Here is a 24,988-nt window from a genome sequence, read left to right on the forward strand (position 1 = left end):
ATTAACGCACCTTCAGCGTGGCCAGGCCAATCAGCACCAGCATTAGCGAAATAATCCAGAAGCGCACAATGACGCGCGGTTCCGGCCAGCCCTTAAGTTCATAGTGGTGATGGATCGGCGCCATGCGGAAAATACGCTGGCCGCGCAACTTAAACGATCCCACCTGCAGGATCACCGACAGCGTTTCAACCACAAACACGCCGCCCATGATCACCAGTAAAAATTCCTGACGCAGCAACACCGCAATGGTGCCCAGCGCGCCGCCCAGCGCCAGCGAACCCACGTCGCCCATAAAGACCTGAGCCGGATAGGTGTTGAACCACAGGAAGCCCAGCCCTGCCCCGACAATGGCGGTACAGACAATCACCAGCTCACCGGCGTGACGCAGATAGGGAATATGCAGATATTCAGCAAACTTCACGTTACCGGTGGCCCAGGCAACCAGCGCAAAGCCCGCGGCGACAAAGACGGTTGGCATAATCGCCAGCCCATCCAGGCCATCGGTCAGATTGACCGCATTACCCGTTCCGACAATCACAAAGTAAGCCAGCAGCACATAAAACAGACCTAGCTGCGGCATGATGTCTTTGAAAAAGGGCACGACCAGTTGGGTCGCGGGGGTATCTTTGCCCGCCGCATAGAGCCCGAACGCGACGCCCAGCGAAATCACCGACATCCAGAAATATTTCCAGCGGGCGATCAGGCCTTTGGTGTCTTTGCGTACCACTTTGCGGTAGTCATCGACAAAACCGATGATGCCAAAGCCGATTAACACGAACAGCACGCACCAGACATAGGGATTCGACGGATATGCCCACATCAGCACCGAAATGGTGATGGAGGTCAGAATCATGATGCCGCCCATGGTCGGCGTGCCGCGCTTACTGAAATGCGATTCCGGGCCATCGTTACGGACGACCTGGCCAATCTGTAATTTCTGGAGCCACGCGATCAGGCGCGGCCCCATCCAGAGAGAGATGAATAACGCGGTCAGCAGGCTGACAATGGCGCGAAACGTCAGATAGGAAAAGACGTTAAATCCCGAATAAAAAGCGACCAGATGTTCGGCCAGCCAAACTAACATGTTCCTTTCTCCTTTAAGCTCTGTACTACCTGCTCCATGGCGGCACTACGTGAACCTTTTATCAGGACGGTAATTTCTGAGTGTTCGGACAACAATTGACGCAAACGTTCAGTCAGCGCAGTCTTATCGCTGAAATGTTCGCCAACTTCACTGCTTTCACTGATGAAATGGCTGAATTTTCCGGTGCTCAGCACGCGATCAATGCCTGCGTCACGTGCCGCTTGCCCCACTTCGCGGTGACAACTTTCGGTCTCTTCACCCAGTTCCGCCATATCACCCGTGACCAGCACCCGGTAACCCGGCATCTCTGACAGGACCTGAACAGCTGCTGTCATCGAACCGACGTTAGCGTTATAGCTGTCATCCAGCAGCAGCTGATGCGCAGAGAGGCGAACCGGGAACAAACGACCTGGCACCGACTGCAGGTTTTTCAGCCCCTGCTGAACGGCGCTAAGCGGTGCATCCACTGACAGAGCCAGTGCCGCCGCCGCCAGGGCGTTGGCGATGTTATGCCGACCCGGCAATGGCAGCACGATCTCAGCTTCGCCACGCGGCGTTATCATCACAAAATGAGTACCATCCTGAGCAATGCGGATATCACGGGCGGAGAATTCACACTCTGCCGCCTGCGGTGAGAAACGCCACACGGTTTTACCCTGCAGCGTGCTCTGCCAGTTAGGCCAGTCATTGCTCTCTGCGTTCAGAATCGCAATGCCGTGAGCCGGTAAGCCCTGGAAGATCTCGCCCTTGGCTTTAGCAACACCGGCCAGCGAACCAAAGCCTTCCAGATGCGCCGCGGCCAGGTTATTCACCAGCGCGCTTTCCGGTTGAACCAGATCGGTGGTGTAAGCGATTTCGCCCTGATGATTGGCGCCGAGTTCGATGACCGCATACTGATGTTCTGCGGTCAGCCGCAGCAGCGTCATCGGTACGCCATAATCGTTGTTAAGATTGCCTGCGGTGTAGAGCGTTTCGCCACACTCACGCAGAATCGCCGCCGTCATCTCTTTAACCGAGGTTTTGCCGGAGGAGCCGGTCAGCGCCACTACACGGGCGTTCGACTGCTGACGAACCCATGCGCCCAGCCTGCCAAAGGCGAGACGGGTATCTTCAACCACCACCTGTGGCACAGCGACAGGTAAATGCTTACTTACCAGTAGCGCCTGTGCGCCATTCGCAATGGCATCGCCGGCGAAGTCGTGCGCATCAAAGCGTTCGCCCACCAGTGCAACAAACAGGCTGCCCGCCGTCACTTTGCGGGTATCGGTGGTCACGTCACTCAGCGTTAAATCGCTGCCGTGCAGCGTGCCGCCGGTGATCTCCGCCAGGGTTTTTAATGAAACCGGAATCATGCAACGCCTCCCAGCAGTGCCGCAACGGTGGCACGATCGGAGTAGTCGAGACGGCGATTGCCAATGATCTGATAATCTTCATGGCCTTTGCCAGCCACCAGTACGATATCGTCGGGCTGCGCCTGCATAATGGTGTTAGTGACCGCCTGCGCACGACCAGAGACCACGCGGGCGCGGCCTGGGTCCAGCAAACCGGTCAGAATATCTTTTACAATCGCCTGCGGATCTTCGCTGCGCGGATTGTCATCCGTAATCACCACCACATCCGCATATTGCTCAGCAATCGCGCCCATTAACGGGCGTTTGCCTTTGTCACGGTCGCCGCCGCAGCCAAACAGGCACCAGAGTTTTCCTTTGCAGTGCAGGCGTGCCGCTTCCAGCGCTTTTTCCAGCGCATCCGGGGTGTGGGCATAATCCACGACAACCGTCGGTTTTCCTGCGGCGCTGAACACTTCCATACGCCCGTTGACCGGCTGCAACTGCGGTGCAACGCTGATTAGCGTCGCCAGCGGATAATCCAGTGACAGCAGCGTCGCCAGCGCCAGCATCAGATTGCTGACGTTGAAGGCACCCATCAGCGGACTGTCGATTTCGCCGTTGCCCCAGCTGGAGCTAAAACGAATATGTGCGCCGTTATCGTGGTAATCCACCGCATCGGCTTTAAGCCAGCGCCCGTGGCAGCCCGGCTGGAGGTTATCCTCCATGGTGACCGCAACGGCATCAGGTAAGCGCGCCAGCCAGCGACGACCGACTTCGTCATCCGCGTTAAGAATCGCCTGCCCGACCTGATGCTCAGAAAAGAGCAGCCATTTAGCTGACTCATAGCTCTGCATATCACCGTGGTAATCGAGGTGATCGCGACTGAGATTGGTGAAGACCGCCGCGGCAAACGGCAGCGCAGCGACGCGATGCTGAACCAGTCCGTGTGACGAGATTTCCATTGCGGTCAGGGTCGCCCCTTTTTCAGCCAGATCGTGCAGCAGATGCTGAACATCAACCGCTGAACCCGTGGTATTTTCTGCCGCCGCTAAGTGACCTACCAGCCCATTGCCGACGGTGCCCATCACCGCGCTGGTCTCACCCAGTAGCGTCGCCCACTGCGCCAGCAGCTGGGTGGTGGTGGTTTTACCGTTGGTGCCGGTGACGCCAATCAGCTTCTGTTTTTCGCCCGGCTGCTGATAAAAACGGCCTGCCAGGGCCGAAAGGCGCTGATGCAGCTGCGCCAGATAGATAACCGGTACGCCGTGCATTTCACGGATTTCGCCGTCGACCGCTTCACCCTCAGCTTCCGCCACCACAGCGGCAACACCCTGCGCAATTGCCTGCGGAATGAAACGGCGTCCATCAACCTGATGGCCTGCAACAGCGACAAACAGATCGCCAGAAGCCGCAATGCGGCTATCCAGGGTCATGTCACGCAGTGGGCGCGCCGGCGCGCCTGGCACCCAGGGGCCGAGTAAATCGCGCAGGTTACGATCTGTCACTTGATTCCTCACTTCTGTTAGTCACCAGCTCATTCTTGTCATTGGTCGGTAACGCGTCCGGCTCGATGTTCATGGTACGCAGTACGCCACCCATGATGGCTCCAAATACCGGTGCAGAGACCGCACCGCCGTAATACTTGCCGGCCTGGGGATCGTTGATCACCACCACCAGCGCGAATCGGGGATGACTGGCAGGCGCGACGCCTGCGGTGTAGGCAATGTATTTATTGACGTAGCGTCCGTCCGGCCCGACCTTTTTCGCCGTACCGGTTTTTATCGCAATGCGATAACCCTTGATTGCCGCTTTGACGCCCCCGCCACCGGGCAGCGCCACGCTTTCCATCATGTGCATCACGGTTTTCACCAGTGACTCATCGAAAACGCGTTGTCCCGCGACGGGCGGATCCACTTTGGTGATCGACAGCGGGCGATTAATGCCATAGCTGCCAATCGTTGCGTAGACTCGCGCTAACTGTAACGGCGTTACCATTAGCCCGTAGCCGAAAGAGAAGGTGGCCCTCTCTATGTCAGACCACCGTTGTTTTTTAGGGTATAAGCCACTGCTTTCCCCGACCAGCCCCAAATTGGTCGGTTTGCCCAGTCCAAAGCGCGCGTAAGTTTCTACCAGCGCTGAGGAAGGCATCGCTAACGCCAGACGTGAAACACCGACGTTACTCGACTTCTGTAAAACCCCTGTCAGGGTCAATTCGTTGTAGCGCGCCACATCTTTGATCTCATGACCATTGACGCGGTACGGCACGGTATTCAGGACGCTGTTCTCTCTCACCACACCACGCTGCAGCGCCGTCATCACCACCATCGGCTTCACGGTAGAGCCAGGTTCGAAAATGTCGGTGATGGCGCGGTTACGCATCAGATCTTTTGGCGTATTGCCGAGATTGTTCGGGTTGTAAGCCGGGCTGTTGGCCATCGCCAGCACTTCACCGGTATTGACATCCACCAGCACCGCCGTACCCGATTCCGCTTTGTTAAAGGCAACGGCGTTATTCAGTTCACGGTAAACCAGCGCCTGTAACCGCTCATCAATGCTCAGCGTCAGGTTATGAGCGGCCCGGCTGTCCACCGAAGAGATATCCTCGATGACCCGACCATACCGATCTTTGCGCACCGTCCGCTCGCCGGGTGCACCGGTCAGCCACTTATCAAAGCTCTTCTCGATGCCTTCAATGCCCTGCCCGTCGATGTTGGTAAAGCCAATGAGATGGGAGGTGACCTGCCCGGCAGGATAGTAACGGCGCGACTCTTCGCGCAGATGAATACCGGGAAGTTTGAGTTTTTTAACGTAGTCGCCGATAGCCGGATTGACCTGGCGCGCCAGATAGACAAAGCGGCCTTTGGGATTGGCATTCACGCGGGCGGCCAGCTGATCAAGGGGAATAGAGAGCGCATCGGAAAGCGCCTTCCAGCGGCTGTCCAGCGTCACGCCGCCACCGGCGTGCAGTTCTTTGGGATCGGCCCAGATAGCGTTGACCGGCACGCTGACTGCCAGCGGGCGTCCGGCGCGATCGCTGATCATGCCGCGTGAGGTGGGCACCGCCTGAACACGCAGCGAGCGCAGATCGCCCTCTTTTACCAGCTTGCCAGGATTAATCACCTGCAGCCAGGCCACACGTGACAGCAATCCACCCAGCGCCAGTAAAATACAGCCGCACAGCAACGCAAAACGCCAGCTTACAAAGCTGGCTTTATCTTCCGGTTTCTTCAATTTCAGCGTTCTGCCTGTGCCGCTCATTCGCTATCTGAGGTCCTTATTTCTGCACCACGATATTTTCTTGTGAAGGATCAACGTGCTGCAGTTGCAGCTTCTCGGTGGCGATGCGTTCAACACGGCTGTGATCGCCCAGTGCATTCTCTTCCAGGATCAGGTTGCGCCACTCGATATCGAGTGCGTCACGCTCCAGCACCAGCTGTTCGCGCTGCGCGGTTAACAGTCGTGTTTTATGGGTGGTAGTCACCACCAGCACGGCAGAAACCACCACAGCGATCAGCAACAGCACCGGAATCTTGCCTTTTCGCAGCAGATCCCCGCCGATAACGGCAGGCAGACTGTGACGCTCATTACCGATCATGCGTCGGTTTTCTCCGCGATACGTAATACCGAGCTGCGCGCACGTGGGTTCTCAGAGACTTCAGCATCACCCGGCGACATTTTGCCGAGCAACTTCAGTTCACGCCCACCCAGGGCACGCAGCTGATGTTCAGTCATGGGAATCCCAGGCGGCACCTGCGGCCCGCGACTCTGATCGCGCATAAAACGCTTCACCAGCCGATCTTCCAGTGAATGGAAGCTGATGACAGAGAGGCGGCCCTGCGGGGCCAGCACTTCAACAGCGCCTTTCAGGGCAATATCGATCTCTTCCAGTTCGCTGTTAATCCAGATACGAATCGCCTGGAAGCTGCGCGTGGCCGGATGCTTAAACTTATCTTTTACCGGCATGGCGATTGAGATCACCTCAGCCAGTTCACGGGTCCGGGTCATCGGCTGTTCGCGATTACGCTCGACAATGGCCCGGGCGATGCGTTTGGCGAATCGCTCTTCACCGTAGGTCTTCAGGACAAACGCGATATCCGCCTCTTCTGCGTGCAGCAACCATTCTGCGGCGGAGTGCCCGCGCGACGGGTCCATTCGCATATCCAGCGGTCCGTCACGCATAAAGGAGAAGCCACGTTCGGCGTCATCCAGCTGCGGTGATGAAACCCCCAGGTCCAGCAAAATGCCGTCAATCTTTCCGACCAGATCCCGTTCAGAGACATACTCTGCCAGCGCAGAAAAAGGGCCATGAATAATTGAAAAACGCGGGTCGGTGATCTCTGCGGCAGCGGCGATAGCTTGCGGATCACGATCGATGGCGATCAGCTTTCCCTTCTCTCCCAGCTGCGAAAGAATCAGGCGTGAATGGCCACCACGACCAAAAGTGCCGTCGATGTAAATACCGTCTTCCCTGATATTGAGGCCGTTAACCGCCTCATCCAACAGCACGGTGGTATGTTTGAAATTTTCCTGCATAGCTATAGCGACAAGTCCTGCAACCGCTCAGATAAAGGCTCCTGAGCCGACTGTTCTGCGTCAATATCGTCCCTGACTTGTTGATACCAGGTCTGTTCATCCCACAGCTCAAACTTATTGAACTGTCCAACCAGCATCACTTCTTTGGTTAATTTTGCGTGCTGCCGAAGCGTATTCGCCAGCAGCAGGCGGCCTGCATTATCCATCTGACATTCACTGGCATGCCCCAGCAGCAAACGCTGCACGCGGCGCTCAAGTGGATTCATACTGGAAAGGCGTGCCAGCTTTTTTTCAATGATTTCCCATTCGGGCAGGGTATAAAGCAACAGGCATGGCTGGTGGAGGTCGATGGTACAGACCATCTGCCCCTGAGACTCCCCAATCAGCAAATCGCGATATCGCGTAGGTACGGCGAGCCGCCCTTTGCTGTCGAGATTGACTAACGTTGCTCCGCGGAACATGCCAGTCTCTTCTCCTCATCACCCATTTACGCCACTTTATCCCACTTTTTACCACGAAACGAGTTTAAGGATCCCATGAAATCCTTGTCAAGCCGGAGCGGCAGGTGAATATCACTATTTACAGAGTGAAGAATTAATCTCTGACGACGATATAAACGAATAAAAGGGGAAAGTAAAAATTAAGCCGATGAATACCTGAATAAAAAAAATGACCCGGGAAAAAACGACTAAAAATGAAACAATGTAAAGGGCTAAATATTAATCGTGGTTTCTGAGACAGCGGCGGCATTTTAGGGGATTTCCGAAAGGAAGCCCAGCGGCTTAAGGCCAGACGGGAAAGTAAGTTTGTTGAAGTTGTAAGCAGATAATAAAAATAACCCTTTCTGCTTTGTTAGATTTGATGAGCAGAATTTACGCTTTTTTACGTCGACCTGTTTATTTAATCAGTTAAATCGTTAAATAAAATGGGCGGGCAGCGTAATACTGCCCGTGGCTCATTTAACTTTTCGGCTTAATTGTCCGCGACGGTATAAATTACGGCGAATGCGGGTTAACCCGGGTTTTGGTTTTCTGGGTTCATCCAGCGAGGCTAAAACTAATTCCAGCACGCGCTCTGCCACGTCGCGATGACGCTGACCTACCGCCAGCACCGGACACTCAAGAAAGTCCAGTAATTCGTGGTCGCCAAAGGTGGCGATGGCCAGCTCGGTCGGAAGCCGTCCGTCTCGTTTCAGCGTCACATCCATCACACCCTGCAGCAGACCAAATGAGGTGGTAAAAAGCGCCTCCGGCATCGGGTGATCTTCAAGGTATTGTTCAAACAGTGCCGCGGCAGCTGTGCGTTCGAAGCTATTGCAGTAGATATAGTCAATCGGCCGGGGATCGTCTTTCCATGCATCGCGGAAACCCAGCTCGCGCAGGAAACTTACCGACAGCTCGGGTAACGCACCGAGGAACAGCACATTTTTGACCTCAAGCTGACGCAGTTCAGCCGCCAGCATATGGGCATCGTCCTGATCGGCACCCACTACGCTGGTGAAATGTTCACGATCCAGCGCGCGATCTAACGCAATAATCGGCAGGGGATCGTTGATCCAGCGCTGATAAAAGGGATGCTCTGGCGGTAACGAGGTAGAGACGATGATCGCATCGACCTGGCGCTGTAACAGATGCTCAATGCAGCGCATCTCGTTATCGGGCTGATCTTCAGAACAGGCGATCAGCAGCTGATAGCCGCGCTGACGGGCCTGCCGCTCAAGATAGTTCGCAATACGGGTATAACTGGTATTTTCCAGATCGGGGATCACTAACCCAATTGAGCGCGTACGCCCGGCGCGCAGCCCGGCAGCCACCGCATTGGGGTGATAATTATGCTCACGTACCACCGCCATGACTTTCTCAACGGTTTTGTCGCTGACACGATACTGCCGCGCTTTGCCATTGATCACATAACTGGCCGTGGTGCGCGACACGCCTGCCAAACGCGCAATTTCATCCAGTTTCACGATAACCCCACCATCAAATCCGCTTTTACGGCAGAAATAGCCGCAGTTAAGCTATGGATAACTCATGGCTATCATCTAACAGCAGAAAAGTGCGCGGAGCAACCGCTTTTCTGAATGTAACTCGCCTGGCGCATAAAAAATAAAAAAACCCGGCATTTCGCCGGGTTAGGTGAGGATTGATGATGACGCTGCGTGATTAACGCATGATACGATCGCCGCGTGAAACGCCGACGATACCGGAGCGTGCCACTTCAACAATTTCGGCCACATCGCGAACGGTATTCAGGAAGGCGTCCAGTTTGTCACTGGTGCCTGCCAGCTGAACCGTGTACAGCGTCGGCGTCACGTCGATGATCTGACCGCGGAAGATCTCGGCGTTACGCTTCACCTCTTCGCGGCCATAACCGCTCGCCTGAATCTTCACCAGCATGATTTCGCGCTCAACATAGGCGCCCTGCCCCAGCTCGGTAACGCGCAGCACATCTACCAGCTTGTGCAGCTGCTTTTCAATCTGCTCCAGCACCTTCTGATCGCCCACCGTCTGAATGGTCATCCGCGACAGCGTAGGATCATCCGTTGGCGCCACGGTCAGGCTCTCAATGTTATAGCCGCGCTGCGAGAACAGGCCGACGACACGGGATAATGCGCCGGATTCGTTCTCCAGCAGAACTGATAAAATACGACGCATAATTATGTCCTCTCCGTTTTGCTCAACCACATCTCATCCATGCTGCCACCGCGAATCTGCATCGGGTAAACATGCTCGCTACCGTCAACGGTGACATCTACGAATACCAGACGTCCCTTCGCCAGGGTTTCCAGCGCCAGCGCCAGCTTCTCTTCCAGCTCAGCCGGATGCTCAATCGCGATCCCGACGTGGCCGTAAGCTTCCGCCAGACGCACGAAGTCAGGCAGTGACTCCATATAAGACTGGGAGTGACGACCGGAGTAGATCATATCCTGCCACTGCTTCACCATGCCCAGCACCCGGTTATTCAGGTTCAGCACCAGCACCGGCAGATCGTACTGCAGCGCGGTGGAAAGCTCCTGAATGTTCATCTGGATACTGCCATCGCCCGTTACGCAGATGACTGTTTCGTCCGGCAGCGCCATCTTCACGCCCAGCGCAGCAGGCAGGCCAAAGCCCATGGTGCCCAGACCGCCGGAGTTGATCCAGCGACGCGGTTTGTCGAAAGGATAATAGAGCGCAGCAAACATCTGATGCTGGCCCACATCCGAGGTCACATACGCATCGCCTTTGGTCAGACGGCTGATAGTTTCAATCACTGCCTGCGGCTTGATTTTGTCGCTGGTGCGATCAAATTCCAGGCAGTGACGACTGCGCCAGCCCTCAATCTCCTGCCACCAGTCGTGCAGGCTCTCAGCGCGCTGGCTTTCGCTTTGCGCCAGTAACTCCAGCATCTGCTGCAGCACCTGCTTCGCATCACCGACAATCGGGATATCCGCCGCCACCGTCTTAGAGATAGAGGTCGGGTCGATATCGATATGCATCACCGTGGCGTTGGGACAATATTTCGCCAGGTTGTTGGTGGTGCGGTCATCAAAGCGCACACCGATACCAAAAATCAGGTCGGTGTTGTGCATCGTCATGTTGGCTTCGTACGTGCCGTGCATACCGAGCATGCCAACGCACTGACGATGAGTGCCAGGGAACGCGCCCAGGCCCATCAGCGAGGTCGTCACCGGAATATTCAGGCTTTCGGCCAGCTTTAACAGTTCCGCTTCGCAGCCGGCGGTAATGGCACCACCACCGGCGTAGATCACCGGCTTCTTCGCGGCCAGCAACGTGGTCAGCGCACGCTTAATCTGACCTTTATGGCCCTGAATAGTTGGATTGTAGGAGCGCATGCTCACCGTATCCGGCCAGTGATAAGGCAACTTGTTGGCCGGATTCAGAATATCTTTCGGCAGATCGATCACCACCGGCCCCGGACGTCCGGTGGAAGCCAGCCAGAACGCCTTTTTCAACACGGTTGGGATCTCTTCGGTACTTTTCACCAGGAAGCTGTGCTTCACTACCGGACGAGAGATGCCGACCATGTCGCACTCCTGAAAGGCGTCATAGCCAATCAGCGACGAGGGAACCTGACCCGAGAGGATCACCAGCGGAATCGAGTCCATATAGGCGGTGGCGATACCGGTAATCGCATTGGTTGCGCCGGGTCCGGAGGTGACGAGCACCACGCCGACTTCACCAGTGGCGCGCGCCAGGCCGTCAGCCATGTGCACCGCACCCTGCTCATGACGCACCAGAATGTGATCGATACCCCCGACGGTTTGCAGCGCATCATAGATATCCAACACTGCGCCACCCGGATAACCGAATACCTGCTTAACGCCCTGATCGATTAACGAACGGACGACCATTTCGGCTCCTGACAACATCTCCATCTTCTGCCTCCAGGCTTGCGGACCCGGCTCTGTTAATACGCCCGTTAACGCGTACCACATAGCCCCGGTGCCTGCTTTGCCAATCAAAATCTTATGTTTATGCATGACAGCGGAAACAACTGCCGCTGTCCGGTTACAGAGAAATCTGTTGAGTTTATTTTTCTGAGAGTAGGTCGATTACCATAACCGCAGTTAACCGGGCAGGCAAACCGCAAACCCACGTAAATTAAAAGGCAGGGGCGTAAAGGCTCTGCCCGATAAGAATTGGCTGCGCGGATTAAACTAATTACGCGGCAGAACCGCAGAGGAAAATGCTGATTAAGAAATTATTTTCAGCGTGATCTAAGAAATAACGAAAACTTATTACCCGGCTGCCCTGGCCCACAATCGCCTGACACTTTTCTTTTCTGGCGTAATTAACCAGTAAATCGCTGAGACGCATTCGATTATGCTAAAGAGCAGGTGATATATCCTGTATCCTCGTGAGACACCTTCCCGATAAAGTCTTTAATTTTCAACACAATAAAATCAAAGACCCGCAGAATCAGTGCTCATTCCCGGGTCGATTGCCTCCGCAGCCACTACGGCGCTGTTCATTACGCTGCCTGACCGTTAAATAACAGAATATCTTCCTCTGGCACCACTAAGAATACCCCTGCATTGAAGGTTGACATCCCTGAGTGATTCCAGTACCAATATGTACAGCACAACATTTTATAAGGTTTGAATCCATGTTTCGTTCTGTTCGCCTTCTCGGTCTACTACTAAACGCACTCAGCTTGCGCGGTAGACTTGTGGGCGGAATCAAACACTGATTCAAACCTGCTGAAAGTTAAAAACCCGCGCCTGTCGCGGGTTTTTTTATGCTCGTTGCCAGGCCAGAAAAAGCATAAGGATGATTACGATGAGCCAGCAAGTCATTATTTTCGATACCACTCTGCGCGACGGTGAGCAGGCATTACAGGCCAGCCTGAGTGTGAAAGAAAAATTGCAGATTGCTTTAGCGCTGGAGCGCATGGGCGTGGATGTGATGGAAGTCGGTTTCCCGGTCTCCTCACCGGGCGACTTTGAGTCTGTGCAGACCATTGCGCGCACCATTAAAAACAGTCGGGTTTGCGGTCTGGCACGCTGTGTGGAAAAAGATATTGATGCGGCGTACGAATCACTGCGCGTTGCCGAAGCCTTCCGTATTCATACCTTTATCGCTACCTCACCGATGCACATCGCCACCAAACTGCGCAGCACGCTGCCAGAAGTGATTGAGCGTGCGGTGCATATGGTGAAACGTGCGCGTAATTATACCAGCGACGTTGAGTTCTCCTGCGAAGATGGCGGCCGTACCCCGATTGATGACCTGTGCCGGATGGTAGAAGCCACGATTAACGCCGGTGCCACCACCATCAACATCCCGGATACCGTTGGCTACACCCTGCCAGGCGAGTATGCCCACATCATCGGCGAGCTGATGAATCGCGTTCCTAACATCGACAAAGCAATTATCTCTGTTCACACCCACGATGACCTGGGTATGGCAACGGGCAACGCCCTGGCTGCCGTACAGGCGGGCGCGCGTCAGGTGGAAGGAACGATGAATGGCCTGGGTGAACGTGCCGGTAACTGTGCGCTGGAAGAGGTGATCATGGCGATTAAAACCCGCCAGCAGATCATGAACGTGCATACCAATATCAATCATCAGGAAATCTACCGTACCAGCCAGATGGTCAGCCAGATCTGCAACATGCCGATCCCGGCGAACAAGGCAGTGGTCGGCTCTAACGCCTTCGCTCACTCCTCGGGTATTCATCAGGATGGCGTGCTGAAGAACCGCGAGAACTATGAAATCCTGACGCCGGAATCGATCGGCTTACACAAAATCCAGCTGAACCTGACCTCACGTTCTGGCCGCGCGGCGGTAAAACATCGTATGGAAGAGATGGGCTATGCCGAGCAGGATTACAATCTGGATACGCTGTATGACGCCTTCCTGAAACTGGCCGATAAAAAAGGTCAGGTTTTCGATTACGACCTGGAAGCGCTGGCCTTCATCAACAAGCAGAATGAAGAGCCGGAACATTTCCAGCTGCACGAATTTAACGTCCAGACCGGTTCCAGCATCACCGCCACCGCCTCTGTCAATCTGGGCTGCGGCGATGTCGCTAAATCGGATGCAGCCACTGGTAATGGCCCGGTTGACGCGGTCTACCAGGCGATTAACCGTATCACCCAGTTCGACGCTGAGCTGGTTAACTACAAGCTGACCGCGAAAGGCCACGGCGAGAATGCGCTGGGTCAGGTCGATATCGTCGTGAGCTACAACGGCCGCAAGTTCCACGGCATTGGTCTGGCGACCGATATTGTGGAGTCCTCCGCCAAAGCGATGGTCAACGCTCTGAACAATATCTGGCGTGCCCGTCAGGTTGAACAAGAATTGCAGCGCAAATTTAAAGATCAGAAGGAAACCGTATAACCATGTCCAGCTCATCTCATATCGCAGTTTTACCCGGTGATGGTATCGGCCCGGAAGTGATGGCGCAGGCTATGAAAGTGCTGGATGCCATTCGTCAGCGCTTTGATATGCAGATCACCACCCAGGAGTATGCGGTCGGCGGCATTGCTATCGATCAGCATGGCGAACCCCTGCCACCCGCAACGGTTGCAGGCTGCGAGCAGGCCGACGCGATCCTGTTTGGTTCCGTTGGCGGCCCGAAGTGGGAAAACTTACCGCCGGCATCGCAACCGGAGCGCGGTGCGCTGCTGCCGCTGCGCAAACACTTTAAGCTGTTCAGTAACCTGCGTCCGGCTGCACTCTACAGCGGACTGGAGGCGTTTTGCCCGCTGCGAGCAGACATTGCTGCCAAAGGCTTCGACATTCTGTGCGTGCGTGAACTGACCGGCGGTATCTATTTTGGTCAGCCGAAAGGACGTGAAGGCAGCGGCCCGGAAGAGCGTGCATTTGATACCGAGGTTTATCACCGTTTCGAAATTGAGCGCATCGCCCGCATCGCGTTTGAATCGGCGCGCAAACGCCGTAACAAAGTCACCTCGGTTGATAAAGCCAACGTGCTGCAGACCTCCGTGATGTGGCGTGAAATCGTCAACGAAGTGGCCAAAGAGTACCCGGACGTGCAGCTGAGCCACATCTATATCGACAACGCCACTATGCAGTTGATCAAAGACCCGTCGCAGTTTGACGTGCTGCTCTGCTCCAACCTGTTCGGTGACATTCTCTCTGATGAGTGCGCCATGATCACCGGCTCAATGGGGATGCTGCCTTCCGCCAGCCTGAATGAAGCGGGCTTTGGCCTGTTCGAACCCGCGGGTGGCTCGGCGCCGGATATCGCCGGTCAGAATATTGCCAACCCGGTCGCCCAGATCCTGTCGCTGTCGCTGCTGCTGCGTTACAGCCTGAATGCCGATGAGGCTGCCGACAGTATCGAACGCGCCATCAGCCGTGCGCTGGAACAGGGCTATCGCACCAAAGATTTAGCCGGTGATGGCCCAGCGGTCAGCACAGATGAGATGGGCAGCATCATTGCCCGCTTTATCGCCGAGGAAAAATAAAAAAATGAAAACCTTATACCAGAAGTTATTTGATGCACATGTCGTCCACGAAACGCCAGAAGAAACGCCGTTACTCTACATTGATCGCCATCTGATCCATGAGGTGACCTCGCCCCAGGCCTTTGATGGTCTGCGCGCGCACGGACGTAAAGTCCGTCAGCCGGGCAAAACCTTTGCCACCATGGATCACAACGTTTCTACGCAGACCAAAGATATCAATGCGTCGGGAGAGATGGCGCGTATTCAGATGCAGGAGCTGATGAAGAACTGCGCTGAGTTTGGCGTACAGCTGTATGACCTGAATCATCCGTTCCAGGGCATCGTCCACGTTATCGGTCCTGAGCAGGGCATGACGCTGCCGGGTATGACGATTGTGTGCGGCGACTCGCACACCGCCACGCACGGTGCGTTTGGCTCGCTGGCCTTTGGTATCGGCACCTCTGAAGTTGAACATGTGTTTGCTACCCAGACCCTGAAGCAGGGTCGGGCAAAAACCATGAAGATTGAAGTGCTGGGCCAGGCGTCAACCGGCATTACGGCTAAAGATATCGTGCTGGCGATCATCGGCAAAACCGGCAGCGCAGGCGGAACCGGCTATGTGGTCGAATTCTGCGGTCCGGCGATTCAGGCGCTGAGCATGGAAGGTCGTATGACCCTGTGCAACATGGCGATTGAGATGGGTGCGAAAGCGGGCCTGGTGGCACCGGATGAGACCACCTTCAACTATCTGAAAGGTCGTCAGTTCTCGCCGCAGGGTGATAAATGGGAGCAGGCCGTTGATTACTGGCGCACCCTGAAGTCTGACGAAGGCGCGAAATATGATGCGGTAGTAACGCTGCATGCTGAAGAGATTGCACCGCAGGTCACCTGGGGCACCAATCCGGGTCAGGTTATTGCCGTTGATCAGGTGATCCCGAATCCGGCCTCGTTCGCCGATCCGGTTGAGCGCGCCTCAGCCGAAAAAGCCCTGGCCTACATGAACCTGCAGCCAGGCATCAAACTGACCGATGTGGCGATTGATAAAGTGTTTATCGGCTCCTGCACCAACTCACGCATCGAAGATCTGCGTGCCGCCGCCGCCATCGCCAAAGGCCGCAAAGTGGCGCCTGGCGTGGTCGCCATGGTGGTGCCGGGTTCCGGCCCGGTGAAAGCGCAGGCCGAAGCGGAAGGTCTGGACAAAATCTTCCTGGAAGCGGGCTTTGAATGGCGTCTGCCAGGCTGCTCTATGTGTCTGGCGATGAACAATGACCGCCTGAATCCGGGCGAGCGTTGCGCGTCAACCAGCAACCGTAATTTTGAAGGCCGTCAGGGCCGTGGTGGACGTACTCATCTGGTCAGCCCGGCGATGGCCGCGGCGGCTGCCGTAACCGGCCACTTTGCCGACATCCGTGAACTGACGACAGGAGCTTAAGTCATGGCGAATAAATTTACTCAGCACACCGGCATTGTTGCGCCGCTGGATGCCGCGAACGTCGATACCGACGCAATCATTCCCAAGCAGTTTTTGCAGAAGGTCACCCGCACCGGTTTTGGACAGCATCTGTTCCACGACTGGCGCTTTGAAGATGACGCGGGCACCGTGCCAACGCCCGGCTTTGTGCTGAACAAGCCTGAGTTCAAAGGCACCAGCATCCTGCTGGCGCGTGAAAACTTTGGCTGCGGCTCTTCACGTGAGCATGCGCCCTGGGCGCTGACTGATTTTGGTTTTCACGTGGTGATTGCGCCGAGCTTCGCGGATATCTTTTATGGCAACAGCTTCAACAACCAGCTGCTGCCGGTGAAGTTAAGCGAAGAGGAAGTGGATGAGCTGTTCAGACTGGTTGCGGACCAGCCCGGCATCAGCTTTACGGTAGACCTGGAAGCGCAGACGGTCACCGCTGGCGATAAAGTCTATTCGTTCGAGCTCGACAGCTTCCGCCGCCACTGCATGATTAACGGCCTGGACAGCATCGGCCTGACGCTGCAGCACGAAGCCTCCATTTCGCAGTATGAGCAGAATCAGCCCGCCTTCCTGCGCTAATTGAGTAAAATCAGGGCGACATTGGGTCGTAATGCTGATCAGTTAAGATTAGATTTGTAAAGGCTGTCACGGTCAAACGTGGCAGCCTTTTTTCTGGCCGAGCAAGCCGCAGTGCGGGCCAGCGCACCTCTGCTGCTGCCGGGCCGTCCTCGCGCCGCTCACGCGGTACCTTCGGCTTTGACGTCGTGCCGACGAACCGTTCGGGGATCGGCCCTCCCTGGCCGGCCCCGACCTGTCCACGCTTCCCGGCGTGGACTTCTGGCCCACCGTCACGCCTCAGCGCTGCGGATAGCCCTTTCAGCAGCAGAGGCGCTCAGGCCTCGACTCTCGTGCCCTTTTTAACAGCACGCACCAGAAGCTTAAGAGCAGACTGGTGGCGATCAGGAGCAGGCAATCCGCAGCGCTGAACAGAATGAGTCTGCCAGGAGAGCCCGCAGGACGCGGGCGAAAGGCGGGGCGGCACAGGATGTGCCATCCCCGACGGTCCGTCAGGCAGGCGAATGAAGTGAAGGAACCGCGCAGCGGCGCGAGGACCGCCAGCCCCTGAGCGGCACCAGACTGCGTTATCACCTGTCGCTTAACTGACTGGCATTACGACATCGGGTCGCCCTTCTTCTTTATACGTCGCGCACCCGTGCCGACATCACCAGCGCCACAATAGCCAGCCCGAATGCCAGCCAGTAAACCGCCTCATGTCCCAGTCGCTCACTCAGCGTGCCCTGAATAACACCAGCCAGAATCATGCCGGTCGAGATCGAGTTGGTGAACATGGTGGTCGCTGCACCAGGCCGTCCTGGCATCAGATCCTGAAACCACAGCATCCCTATGCCAGCAATAATCCCGACAAACACCGCGTTAAACAGCTGCAACACCATTAGCGACGTGCGGGAATTGAACAGCACCAGCCCCAGATAAAACAGTACGCCAGCCGCCACCGCGATCAGCATTAACCGGCGCTTGCCGATACGCCGCGCGTAATGTCCGGCCAGCAGCATCACCGGGATCTCCAGCCCTGCCGCCGTCCCCATCAGCAGACCGGCCAGCTTCTCGGGCAGGCCCAGCGTGGTGCTGATATAGAGCGGCATATCGATGATATACATAGTGTTGCAGGTCCACATCGCGACTGAGGCCAGGAACAGTAAACGCACATCCCGATCGCGCCAGCCACTTAGCGGCAGCCCGCCGCTTTGCATCAGAGGCTGCGAACGTGGCACCGACGGCACGGTGAACCAGACCAGCAGGATACAGATCAGAAACAGCGCGGCGGCCACCATAAATAGCGTCACAAAGCCGTAGTTCAGTGCCAGCGCGAAGGAGAGCGGCGGCCCAATCACCCACGCCAGCGACAGCTGTGCACGCATCACCGAACTGAACATCACCGCTTCACGCGCCGACTGATCGGCATATTCCCGCGCCAGCGCAAACAGCTGAGGCATTGAGACGCTGGCCAGCGCCGACAGCAGCACGCCCAGCGTCAGCAACGTCAGATAGTGGCGGGTAAAGGCAAACAGCAGCGCATTGACCAGCGCCATCAGGCAGCAGAAGAGAATGATATGACGACGATCGCCGACGCTGTCAGAGCGCTTTGCCACCAGCATGCTCACCACGATACCGGCCACCGCATTGATGGTGAAAAACAGTCCGACCCAGAAGGGCCGCGCCTGCACCTCGCGCGTCAGAAACAGGCTGAGCGTCGGCGCCTGCAGTGCGCCCGCGATGCCCAGCATGAACGAGGCGACCATAAAAGCGAGGTAAACCGGATTGATGCGGCGCTGCCGCGTTAACAGCGATTTCATACCGAAATCCCTTACAGAACAAACAGAGGGGAAAAAGAAGGGTAGACGATACCGCGCAACATGAAAAAAGCCAGCAGAGATCATCTGCTGGCGGTGTAAATGCACCCTACTCAGAAAAGCACTCCGCTGAACAGCGAAGTCAGGGTCGAACGCCATTCAGTGCTGAATGCCTCCCGCTCTTCCCATAACGTAAAGTTTGCTCTTAAAATAGGGCAAGAAAAACAGAGCGCTTTTCATCGGGAGTTCCTCTTTTATGTCCTCATCACGTCTGAAGCAGCAGTTCATTCGCCTGTGGCAGAGCTGTCAGGGGCAAACGCAGGAGATTACCCTTAGCGAACTGGCTGACCTGCTGCACTGCTCGCGCCGCCATATGCGCAATCTGCTCAACCGGATGCAGGCCGCGGGCTGGCTGATCTGGCAGGCGGAAGCCGGACGCGGCAAGCGTTCACAGCTTACCTTCTGCTATACCGGACTGGCTTTGCAGCAGCAACGTGCCGAGGATTTGCTGGAGCAGGATCGCATCGATCAGCTGGTCCAGCTGGTGGGCGATAAAAATCAGGTACGGCAGATGATCGCCGCGCATCTGGGCCGCAGTTTCCGTCAGGGCAAGCATATCCTGCGGGTGCTCTACTATCGTCCGCTGCTCAATCTGCTGCCCGGTTCGCCGCTGCGGCGCTCCGAAACCCACATTGCGCGACAGATTTTCAACGGCCTGACGCGGATAAATGAGGAAAACGGGGAAATCGAGCCCGATATTGCGCACCACTGGCAGCAGACTTCCCCGCTTCACTGGCGCTTCTTTCTGCGTCCGGCGATTCGCTTTCATCACGGCAGAGAACTGGAGATGGAGGATGTGCTGGCCACGCTTGAGCGTCAGCGCCCTCATCCGCTCTTTTCCCATATCGAGCAGATCGACTCGCCCGCGCCCTGGACGCTGGATATCCGCTTAAGCCAGCCCGACGAGGGATTACCCTGGCTGCTGGGCAGCGTCAGTGCGATGATCCTGCCGCGCGAATGGCCGACACTGCACGATTTTGCCCGCCAGCCGGTTGGCACCGGTCCTTACCGGGTGATCCGCAATCAGGAGAGTCAGCTGAAGATCGAAGCGTTTGATGACTATTTTGGTTTTCGCGCCCTGATTGATGATGTCTCTATCTGGGTACTGCCCGACATCAGCGATGAGCTGGTCTATGCCGGTGTCCGCCTGCAGGGCGACGGAGCCGATGAGATTCAGGAGGAGAGCCGTCTTGAAGAGGGCTGCTACTATCTGCTGTTCGACCAGCGTTCAGAGCAGGGACGCAACGAGGTGGTCCGGCGATGGGTCAGCTACCTGTTTAATCCTATCGCCCTGCTCAATCACGCCGGTGTCGGCTACCAGCGCTACTGGTTTCCGGCGTATGGCCTGCTGCCGCGCTGGCATCACCGGCGCGACCTGACGCCAGTGGAAAAACCGCCCGGCTTAACCCACCTGACGCTGACCTGGTACAGCCAGCACGTGGAGCATGAAGGCATCGCTAACGCGCTGCGTCCGCTGCTGGCAGAGCATGGCGTCACGCTGGAGACCCGCGAGATCAGCTACGAAAGCTGGTATCAGGGCGAAGCGGAAAGTGATATCTGGCTTGGCAGCGTGAACTTTACCCTGCCGCTGACTTACTCTCTGTTTGCGCAGCTTTATGAGATCCCGTTGCTGCATCACTGTCTGCCGATCGACTGGCACAGCGATGCGGCCCGCTGGCGCGAGAAAACGCTGCCGCTGGCCGAATGGAGTAAACAGTTAGTCGAAGAAGCGGGTCTTCATCCGCTGTTTCACCACTGGCTGCTGCTTGAAGGTCAGCGCAGCATGCGCGGCGTTCGGATGAATACGCTGGGCTGGTTTGATTTTAAATCCGCCTGGTTCGCGCCACCCGCGCTGTGAGGCTTTCGCCCCGGCGCTGAAATGACTAGAATGTGACGTTCTCAACGGGGTGCCGCCTGCCACCAGCAAGCAGCTGAGAGATACCCGTCGAACCTGATTCGGTTAATACCGACGTAGGGATTTGGGAGGCCTCTGTGCTCAGATCCTTTGCGACTCATCCCCTATTCTCCTGAAGGAGCGCAAAGTGTTAAACAAAGTTCTGCCGGTGCTGCTGTTACTCTCCGCCCCCGTTCTGGCGGCTAAGCCGGTTCTCACGGTCTACACCTACGACTCCTTCTCCGCTGACTGGGGCCCTGGCCCGGCGGTTAAAAAAGCCTTCGAGGCGCAGTGCAACTGCGAGCTGAAATTCGTCACGCTGGAAGATGGCGTGTCGCTGCTGAACCGCGTGCGCATGGAAGGAAAAAACAGCAAAGCCGATCTGGTACTGGGGCTGGATAACAATCTGGTACAGGCGGCGCAGAAAACCGGTCTGTTTGCCGAAAGTCAGGTCGATGCCTCGACATTAAAACTGCCCGGCGGCTGGCACAACACCACCTTCGTGCCGTTTGATTATGGCTACTTCGCGTTTGTCTATGACAAAACCCGGCTGAAGAATCCGCCAAAAAGCCTGAAAGAGCTGGTCGACAGCCCGGAAAAGTGGCGGGTGATCTACGAAGATCCCCGTACCAGCACCCCCGGCTTAGGCCTGCTGTTGTGGATGCAGAAAGTCTATGGCGATCAGGCACCGCAGGCGTGGCTAAAGCTGGCGCAGAAAACCGTGACGGTGACCAAAGGCTGGAGTGAAGCCTATGGCCTGTTCCTCAAGGGCGAAGGCGATCTGGTGCTGAGCTACACCACCTCACCGGCTTACCACATCATCGAAGAGAAAAAAGAGAACTATGCCGCCGCGCCGTTTGCAGAGGGCCACTATCTGCAGGTTGAAGTTGCCGCGCAGTTAGCCAGCAGCAAACAGCCGGCGCTGGCACAGCAATTCATGAAGTTTATGGTGTCACCCGACTTCCAGCGCACTATCCCGACCGGTAACTGGATGTACCCGGTAATCGACACGCCGCTGCCTGCCGGTTTTAGCGCGCTCACTGTGCCCGCCACCGCCCTGCAGTTCTCGCCGGAAGAGGTTGCCAGCCAGCGTTCAGGCTGGATCAGCCAGTGGCAACGCGCCGTCAGCCGCTGATGCCGCGCTGGCTTATCCCCGGTTCGCTCGCCACGCTGCTGTTAATCAGCGTGGCGCTGCTGGCCTTCGGTGCACTCTGGAGCGCCGCGCCAGAGAATGACTGGCGCAGCGTGCTGCAGGATGATTACCTGCATCACGTTATCGCCTTCTCTTTTGGTCAGGCGCTGCTCTCCGCGCTGTTGTCGCTGCTGCCAGCGGTGCCGCTGGCGCGCGCGCTCTATCGACGCCGTTTCCCTGGCCGTCAGCTGCTGCTGCGTCTGTGCGCCATGACCCTGGTGCTGCCGGTGCTGGTGGCGGTATTTGGTCTGCTCACCGTCTATGGTCGTGTCGGCTGGCTGGCGCAGCTGTGCCAGCTGGCAGGGATTGATTACCACTTCTCTCCCTACGGTCTGTCGGGCATTTTGCTGGCGCACGTCTTCTTTAACCTGCCGCTGGCGACCCGCCTGATGCTGCAGGCGCTGGAGAGCATTCCGGCGGAACAGCGTCAGCTGGCGGCACAGCTCGACCTGCGCGGCTGGCACCATTTTCGTCTGCTGGAGTGGCCATGGCTGCGGCGTCAGCTGCTGCCGACCGGCGCGCTGATCTTCATGCTCTGTTTCGCCAGCTTTGCCACCGTGCTCTCGCTGGGCGGCGGCCCGCAGGCGACGACCATCGAGCTGGCGATTTTCCAGGCGCTGAGTTATGACTACGATCCGGGACGCGCTGCACTGCTGGCGCTGATCCAGCTTGGCTGCTGCGTGACGCTGGTGCTGCTCAGCCAGCGCTTCAGCAAGGCCATTCCCGCCGGAACCAGCCAGCTGAACGGCTGGCGCGATCCGCAGGATTCGCGCGGGGCGCAGCTGGTTGATGCGCTGCTGATCCTGCTGGCGCTGATCCTGCTGCTGCCCCCGCTGGCGGCGGTCATCATCGATGGTCTGCACGGCGGACTGCGCGGCGCGCTGGCGCAGCCTGCTCTCTGGCAGGCGACGTTTACCTCACTGCGCATCGCCACCGGCGCCGGTCTGCTCTGTGTGGTGCTGACCATGATGCTGCTGTGGAGCAGTCGCGAGCTGCGCCTGCGTCAGCGCCCGGCGGCGGCAACCCTTATCGACACCAGCGGCATGCTGATTCTGGCGATGCCAGGCATCGTGCTCGCCACCGGCTTTTTCCTGCTGTTTAACGCCACCATTGGTCTGCCGGCGTCGGCGGACGGGCTGGTGATCTTCACCAATGCGCTGATCGCCATTCCCTATGCGCTGAAAGTGCTGGAGAACCCGATGCGTGACGTCGCGGAGCGTTACGGCAGACTCTGTGATTCGCTGGATATCCACGGCTGGAACCGGCTGCGGCTGATTGAACTGCGGGCGCTGAAACGTCCTCTGGCCCAGGCGCTGGCCTTTGCCTGCGTGCTGTCGATCGGTGATTTTGGCGTGGTGGCGCTGTTTGGTACTGCCGATTTCCGCACCCTGCCGTTCTACCTTTATCAACAGATCGGTGCCTATCGCGGTGCTGACGGTGCAGTGACCGCGCTGCTGCTGCTGCTGCTCTGTTTGTTGCTGTTCACCCTGATGGAAAAATTACCAGGCCGCCATGCTGACACTGAATAACCTCACGTACCTTTATCAGCATCTGCCGATGCGCTTTAGTCTCAACGCCACCCGCGGCGAGCGCATCGCGATCCTCGGCCCCAGCGGGGCCGGTAAAAGCACCCTGCTGAGCCTGATTGCCGGTTTCCTGCCGGTGAAACAGGGCACCCTGATGATTGACGGCCAGGAGCACACCCACAGCGTGCCGGCCAGACGGCCGGTTTCGATGCTGTTTCAGGAGAACAACCTGTTTCCGCACCTCAGCGTGCAGCAGAACATGGCGCTGGGATTGCACCCCGGACTGAAGCTGAGCGCCGGGCAGCGCCAGCAGCTTGCAGCGCTGGCCGATCAGGTGGGATTAGGCGATCTGCTGACGCGCCTGCCGGGCGAGCTGTCAGGCGGACAGCGACAGCGCGTGGCGCTGGCACGCTGTCTGCTGCGTGACCGTCCGGTGCTGCTGCTGGATGAGCCTTTTTCTGCGCTGGATCCCGCGCTGCGCGGAGAGATGCTGCAACTGGTGCGTTCGGTGTGTGAAGCGCGCAGCATCACGCTGCTGATGGTGTCGCACAGTCTGGAAGATGCCCAGCAGATTGCGCCGCGCAGCGTGGTGATTGTGGATGGCCGGGTTTACTGGGATGGCGAGACCCGACAGTTACTGTCGGGCGACACGCGGGAGGCCGACGTGCTTGGCATCCCGCGTCGTTAAGCGATTCAGGCGAAGAAAACCTGCCACAGCAGATGACGGAAAATGGGCATCATCGGATGGAACTGAATACCGACGAAAGCCGCGACGGCAATCACCAGCCCCAGCGGCCCTGCCCAGCGCAGGCGCTCAGGCGGCAGCCAGGCCGATGCCCAGTCGCGACTCTTGCCGCTGCGCCACCAGCGCCAGCATAACCAGACACCCAGCCAGATCAGCAGTGCTGCACCGAGTAACAGCCATTTAAAGCTGCCGCCCTGCGCGGCTTTGGGCACATCGATCGCCACACCCGCCAGAATACCGGGCAGCAGATAGAGCGGCGGCCAGAGAATGCAGCCGATAATGTTTGGCGGCAGGAATTTACGCACCGGCAGCTCCAGCATACCGGCCGCCAGCGGGATCAGCGGACGCGTGGGGCCAACAAAGCGTCCGACCAGAATCGTAAACATGCTGTGCTGATGCAGGGCGTGCTCGGTTTTATCCAGCAGGCCTTTATACTTTTGCAGATACTTCCAGCGGTGCAGCGGCCCCTGAAATTTCCAGCCGATGCCGTAGGAAACCCAGTCACCAATCAGGCAGCCCGCAAAGCCCGCCGCCCAGGCCGGGTAAAGGCCAAGTTCGCCACTGCCGACCAGCGCGCCCAGACTGGCCATCATCACCGTACCTGGCAGCAACAGCCCGACCAGCGCCAGCGACTCCAGAAACGTCACCAGCGCAACGGCAAACAGCGCCCACTCCAGGGACTGCGTAATCAGTTGTTGAATCCAGGCTTCCATAATCATCCTAAGTAAAAGCAGAAGGCTGGATTGTCCTGAGCCAGCCACACAGCGTCAAGGCAAGAATTGTAGGACAATGTTGACAAAAGCGGGTGGCGGGAACTGTATAAATATCCATGTTATACTGAAGCGGTTTTCTCATCCTGAAATGCTGAGTC

Annotated in this window: 20 protein-coding genes and 1 riboswitch; of the genes, 8 read left to right on the plus strand and 12 right to left on the minus strand. The window is 57.1% G+C overall.

What is annotated here, in order from left to right; all coding sequences use genetic code 11:
* Nucleotide 1: 1 nt before the first annotated feature.
* The 10 genes from mraY to ilvI form a co-directional block, all read right to left on the minus strand.
* Nucleotides 2-1,084 (minus strand): phospho-N-acetylmuramoyl-pentapeptide-transferase, encoded by a 1,083-nt coding sequence (gene mraY, locus AFL22_RS07250; RefSeq protein ID WP_003854755.1) that lies wholly within the window; start codon nt 1,082-1,084, stop codon nt 2-4.
* Nucleotides 1,078-2,436 carry a UDP-N-acetylmuramoyl-tripeptide--D-alanyl-D-alanine ligase gene (gene murF / locus AFL22_RS07255; protein WP_052271113.1) on the minus strand — a complete coding sequence of 453 codons (1,359 nt, stop codon included), beginning with the start codon at nt 2,434-2,436 and terminating at the stop codon, nt 1,078-1,080. Before murF ends, mraY begins: the two co-directional genes overlap by 7 nt.
* Nucleotides 2,433-3,920, minus strand: coding sequence for a UDP-N-acetylmuramoyl-L-alanyl-D-glutamate--2,6-diaminopimelate ligase (gene murE / locus AFL22_RS07260; protein WP_010253868.1), 1,488 nt, complete (start codon nt 3,918-3,920; stop codon nt 2,433-2,435). The genes murF and murE overlap by 4 nt, the downstream gene beginning before the upstream one ends.
* The gene (locus tag AFL22_RS07265; RefSeq protein ID WP_010671821.1) at nt 3,907-5,673 is read right to left on the minus strand and encodes a peptidoglycan glycosyltransferase FtsI; all 1,767 of its coding nucleotides are present in this window, start codon (nt 5,671-5,673) and stop codon (nt 3,907-3,909) included. Before AFL22_RS07265 ends, murE begins: the two co-directional genes overlap by 14 nt.
* Nucleotides 5,674-5,689: 16 nt before the next feature.
* Complete coding sequence (gene ftsL / locus AFL22_RS07270) at nt 5,690-6,010, minus strand: cell division protein FtsL (protein ID WP_003854764.1); 321 nt, start codon at nt 6,008-6,010, stop codon at nt 5,690-5,692.
* Nucleotides 6,007-6,948, minus strand: coding sequence for a 16S rRNA (cytosine(1402)-N(4))-methyltransferase RsmH (rsmH, locus tag AFL22_RS07275; RefSeq protein WP_010253859.1), 942 nt, complete (start codon nt 6,946-6,948; stop codon nt 6,007-6,009). Before rsmH ends, ftsL begins: the two co-directional genes overlap by 4 nt.
* A gap of 2 nt (nt 6,949-6,950) precedes the next feature.
* Nucleotides 6,951-7,409, minus strand: a complete 459-nt coding sequence (gene mraZ / locus AFL22_RS07280; protein ID WP_009092149.1) for a division/cell wall cluster transcriptional repressor MraZ — start codon at nt 7,407-7,409, stop codon at nt 6,951-6,953.
* Nucleotides 7,410-7,903: 494 nt separating this feature from the next.
* Nucleotides 7,904-8,914 (minus strand): catabolite repressor/activator, encoded by a 1,011-nt coding sequence (gene cra / locus AFL22_RS07285; protein ID WP_010253851.1) that lies wholly within the window; start codon nt 8,912-8,914, stop codon nt 7,904-7,906.
* 196 nt (nt 8,915-9,110) lie between these two features.
* The gene (gene ilvN, locus AFL22_RS07290; protein WP_010253849.1) at nt 9,111-9,602 is read right to left on the minus strand and encodes an acetolactate synthase small subunit; all 492 of its coding nucleotides are present in this window, start codon (nt 9,600-9,602) and stop codon (nt 9,111-9,113) included.
* A gap of 2 nt (nt 9,603-9,604) precedes the next feature.
* A complete protein-coding gene (gene ilvI, locus AFL22_RS07295; protein ID WP_010671820.1) occupies nt 9,605-11,326 on the minus strand; it encodes an acetolactate synthase 3 large subunit in 1,722 nt (573 codons plus the stop codon).
* A gap of 904 nt (nt 11,327-12,230) precedes the next feature.
* Between ilvI and leuA the strand changes: the two genes are divergently transcribed.
* Genes leuA through leuD form a run of 4 tightly spaced genes read left to right on the plus strand, consistent with a single transcriptional unit; the run spans nt 12,231 to nt 16,907 of the window.
* Nucleotides 12,231-13,793, plus strand: a complete 1,563-nt coding sequence (gene leuA / locus AFL22_RS07300; RefSeq protein ID WP_010253843.1) for a 2-isopropylmalate synthase — start codon at nt 12,231-12,233, stop codon at nt 13,791-13,793.
* Nucleotides 13,794-13,795: 2 nt separating this feature from the next.
* The gene (leuB, locus tag AFL22_RS07305; protein ID WP_052271114.1) at nt 13,796-14,887 is read left to right on the plus strand and encodes a 3-isopropylmalate dehydrogenase; all 1,092 of its coding nucleotides are present in this window, start codon (nt 13,796-13,798) and stop codon (nt 14,885-14,887) included.
* A 4-nt stretch (nt 14,888-14,891) separates the two neighbouring features.
* Nucleotides 14,892-16,298 (plus strand): 3-isopropylmalate dehydratase large subunit, encoded by a 1,407-nt coding sequence (leuC, locus tag AFL22_RS07310; protein WP_010253838.1) that lies wholly within the window; start codon nt 14,892-14,894, stop codon nt 16,296-16,298.
* 3 nt (nt 16,299-16,301) lie between these two features.
* Nucleotides 16,302-16,907 carry a 3-isopropylmalate dehydratase small subunit gene (leuD, locus tag AFL22_RS07315; RefSeq protein ID WP_010253835.1) on the plus strand — a complete coding sequence of 202 codons (606 nt, stop codon included), beginning with the start codon at nt 16,302-16,304 and terminating at the stop codon, nt 16,905-16,907.
* Nucleotides 16,908-17,524: 617 nt separating this feature from the next.
* On the opposite strand, the gene AFL22_RS07320 is transcribed toward leuD, so the two are convergent.
* Complete coding sequence (locus AFL22_RS07320; RefSeq protein ID WP_010253833.1) at nt 17,525-18,703, minus strand: MFS transporter; 1,179 nt, start codon at nt 18,701-18,703, stop codon at nt 17,525-17,527.
* A 253-nt stretch (nt 18,704-18,956) separates the two neighbouring features.
* On the opposite strand from AFL22_RS07320, the gene sgrR reads away from it, so the two are divergent.
* From sgrR to thiQ, 4 genes are all read left to right on the plus strand, one after another.
* Complete coding sequence (gene sgrR, locus AFL22_RS07325) at nt 18,957-20,618, plus strand: HTH-type transcriptional regulator SgrR (RefSeq protein WP_052271115.1); 1,662 nt, start codon at nt 18,957-18,959, stop codon at nt 20,616-20,618.
* A 35-nt stretch (nt 20,619-20,653) separates the two neighbouring features.
* Nucleotides 20,654-20,756, plus strand: a riboswitch (TPP riboswitch).
* A gap of 46 nt (nt 20,757-20,802) precedes the next feature.
* Nucleotides 20,803-21,789: a thiamine ABC transporter substrate binding subunit gene (thiB, locus tag AFL22_RS07330; protein WP_033767901.1), complete on the plus strand. Its 987-nt coding sequence runs from the start codon at nt 20,803-20,805 to the stop codon at nt 21,787-21,789.
* Nucleotides 21,765-23,375 carry a thiamine/thiamine pyrophosphate ABC transporter permease ThiP gene (thiP, locus tag AFL22_RS07335; RefSeq protein ID WP_033787387.1) on the plus strand — a complete coding sequence of 537 codons (1,611 nt, stop codon included), beginning with the start codon at nt 21,765-21,767 and terminating at the stop codon, nt 23,373-23,375. Before thiB ends, thiP begins: the two co-directional genes overlap by 25 nt.
* On the plus strand, nt 23,359-24,060 hold the full coding sequence (gene thiQ, locus AFL22_RS07340) for a thiamine ABC transporter ATP-binding protein ThiQ (RefSeq protein WP_031594583.1): 702 nt from the start codon (nt 23,359-23,361) through the stop codon (nt 24,058-24,060). Before thiP ends, thiQ begins: the two co-directional genes overlap by 17 nt.
* Before the next feature lie 5 nt (nt 24,061-24,065).
* On the opposite strand, the gene AFL22_RS07345 is transcribed toward thiQ, so the two are convergent.
* Nucleotides 24,066-24,830: a DedA family protein gene (locus AFL22_RS07345; RefSeq protein WP_010253821.1), complete on the minus strand. Its 765-nt coding sequence runs from the start codon at nt 24,828-24,830 to the stop codon at nt 24,066-24,068.
* Between the last annotated feature and the right edge of the window lie 158 nt (nt 24,831-24,988).

It is taken from the genome of Pantoea sp. CFSAN033090 (assembly GCF_001264395.1).
Taxonomy (GTDB): Bacteria; Pseudomonadota; Gammaproteobacteria; order Enterobacterales; family Enterobacteriaceae; genus Pantoea; species Pantoea agglomerans.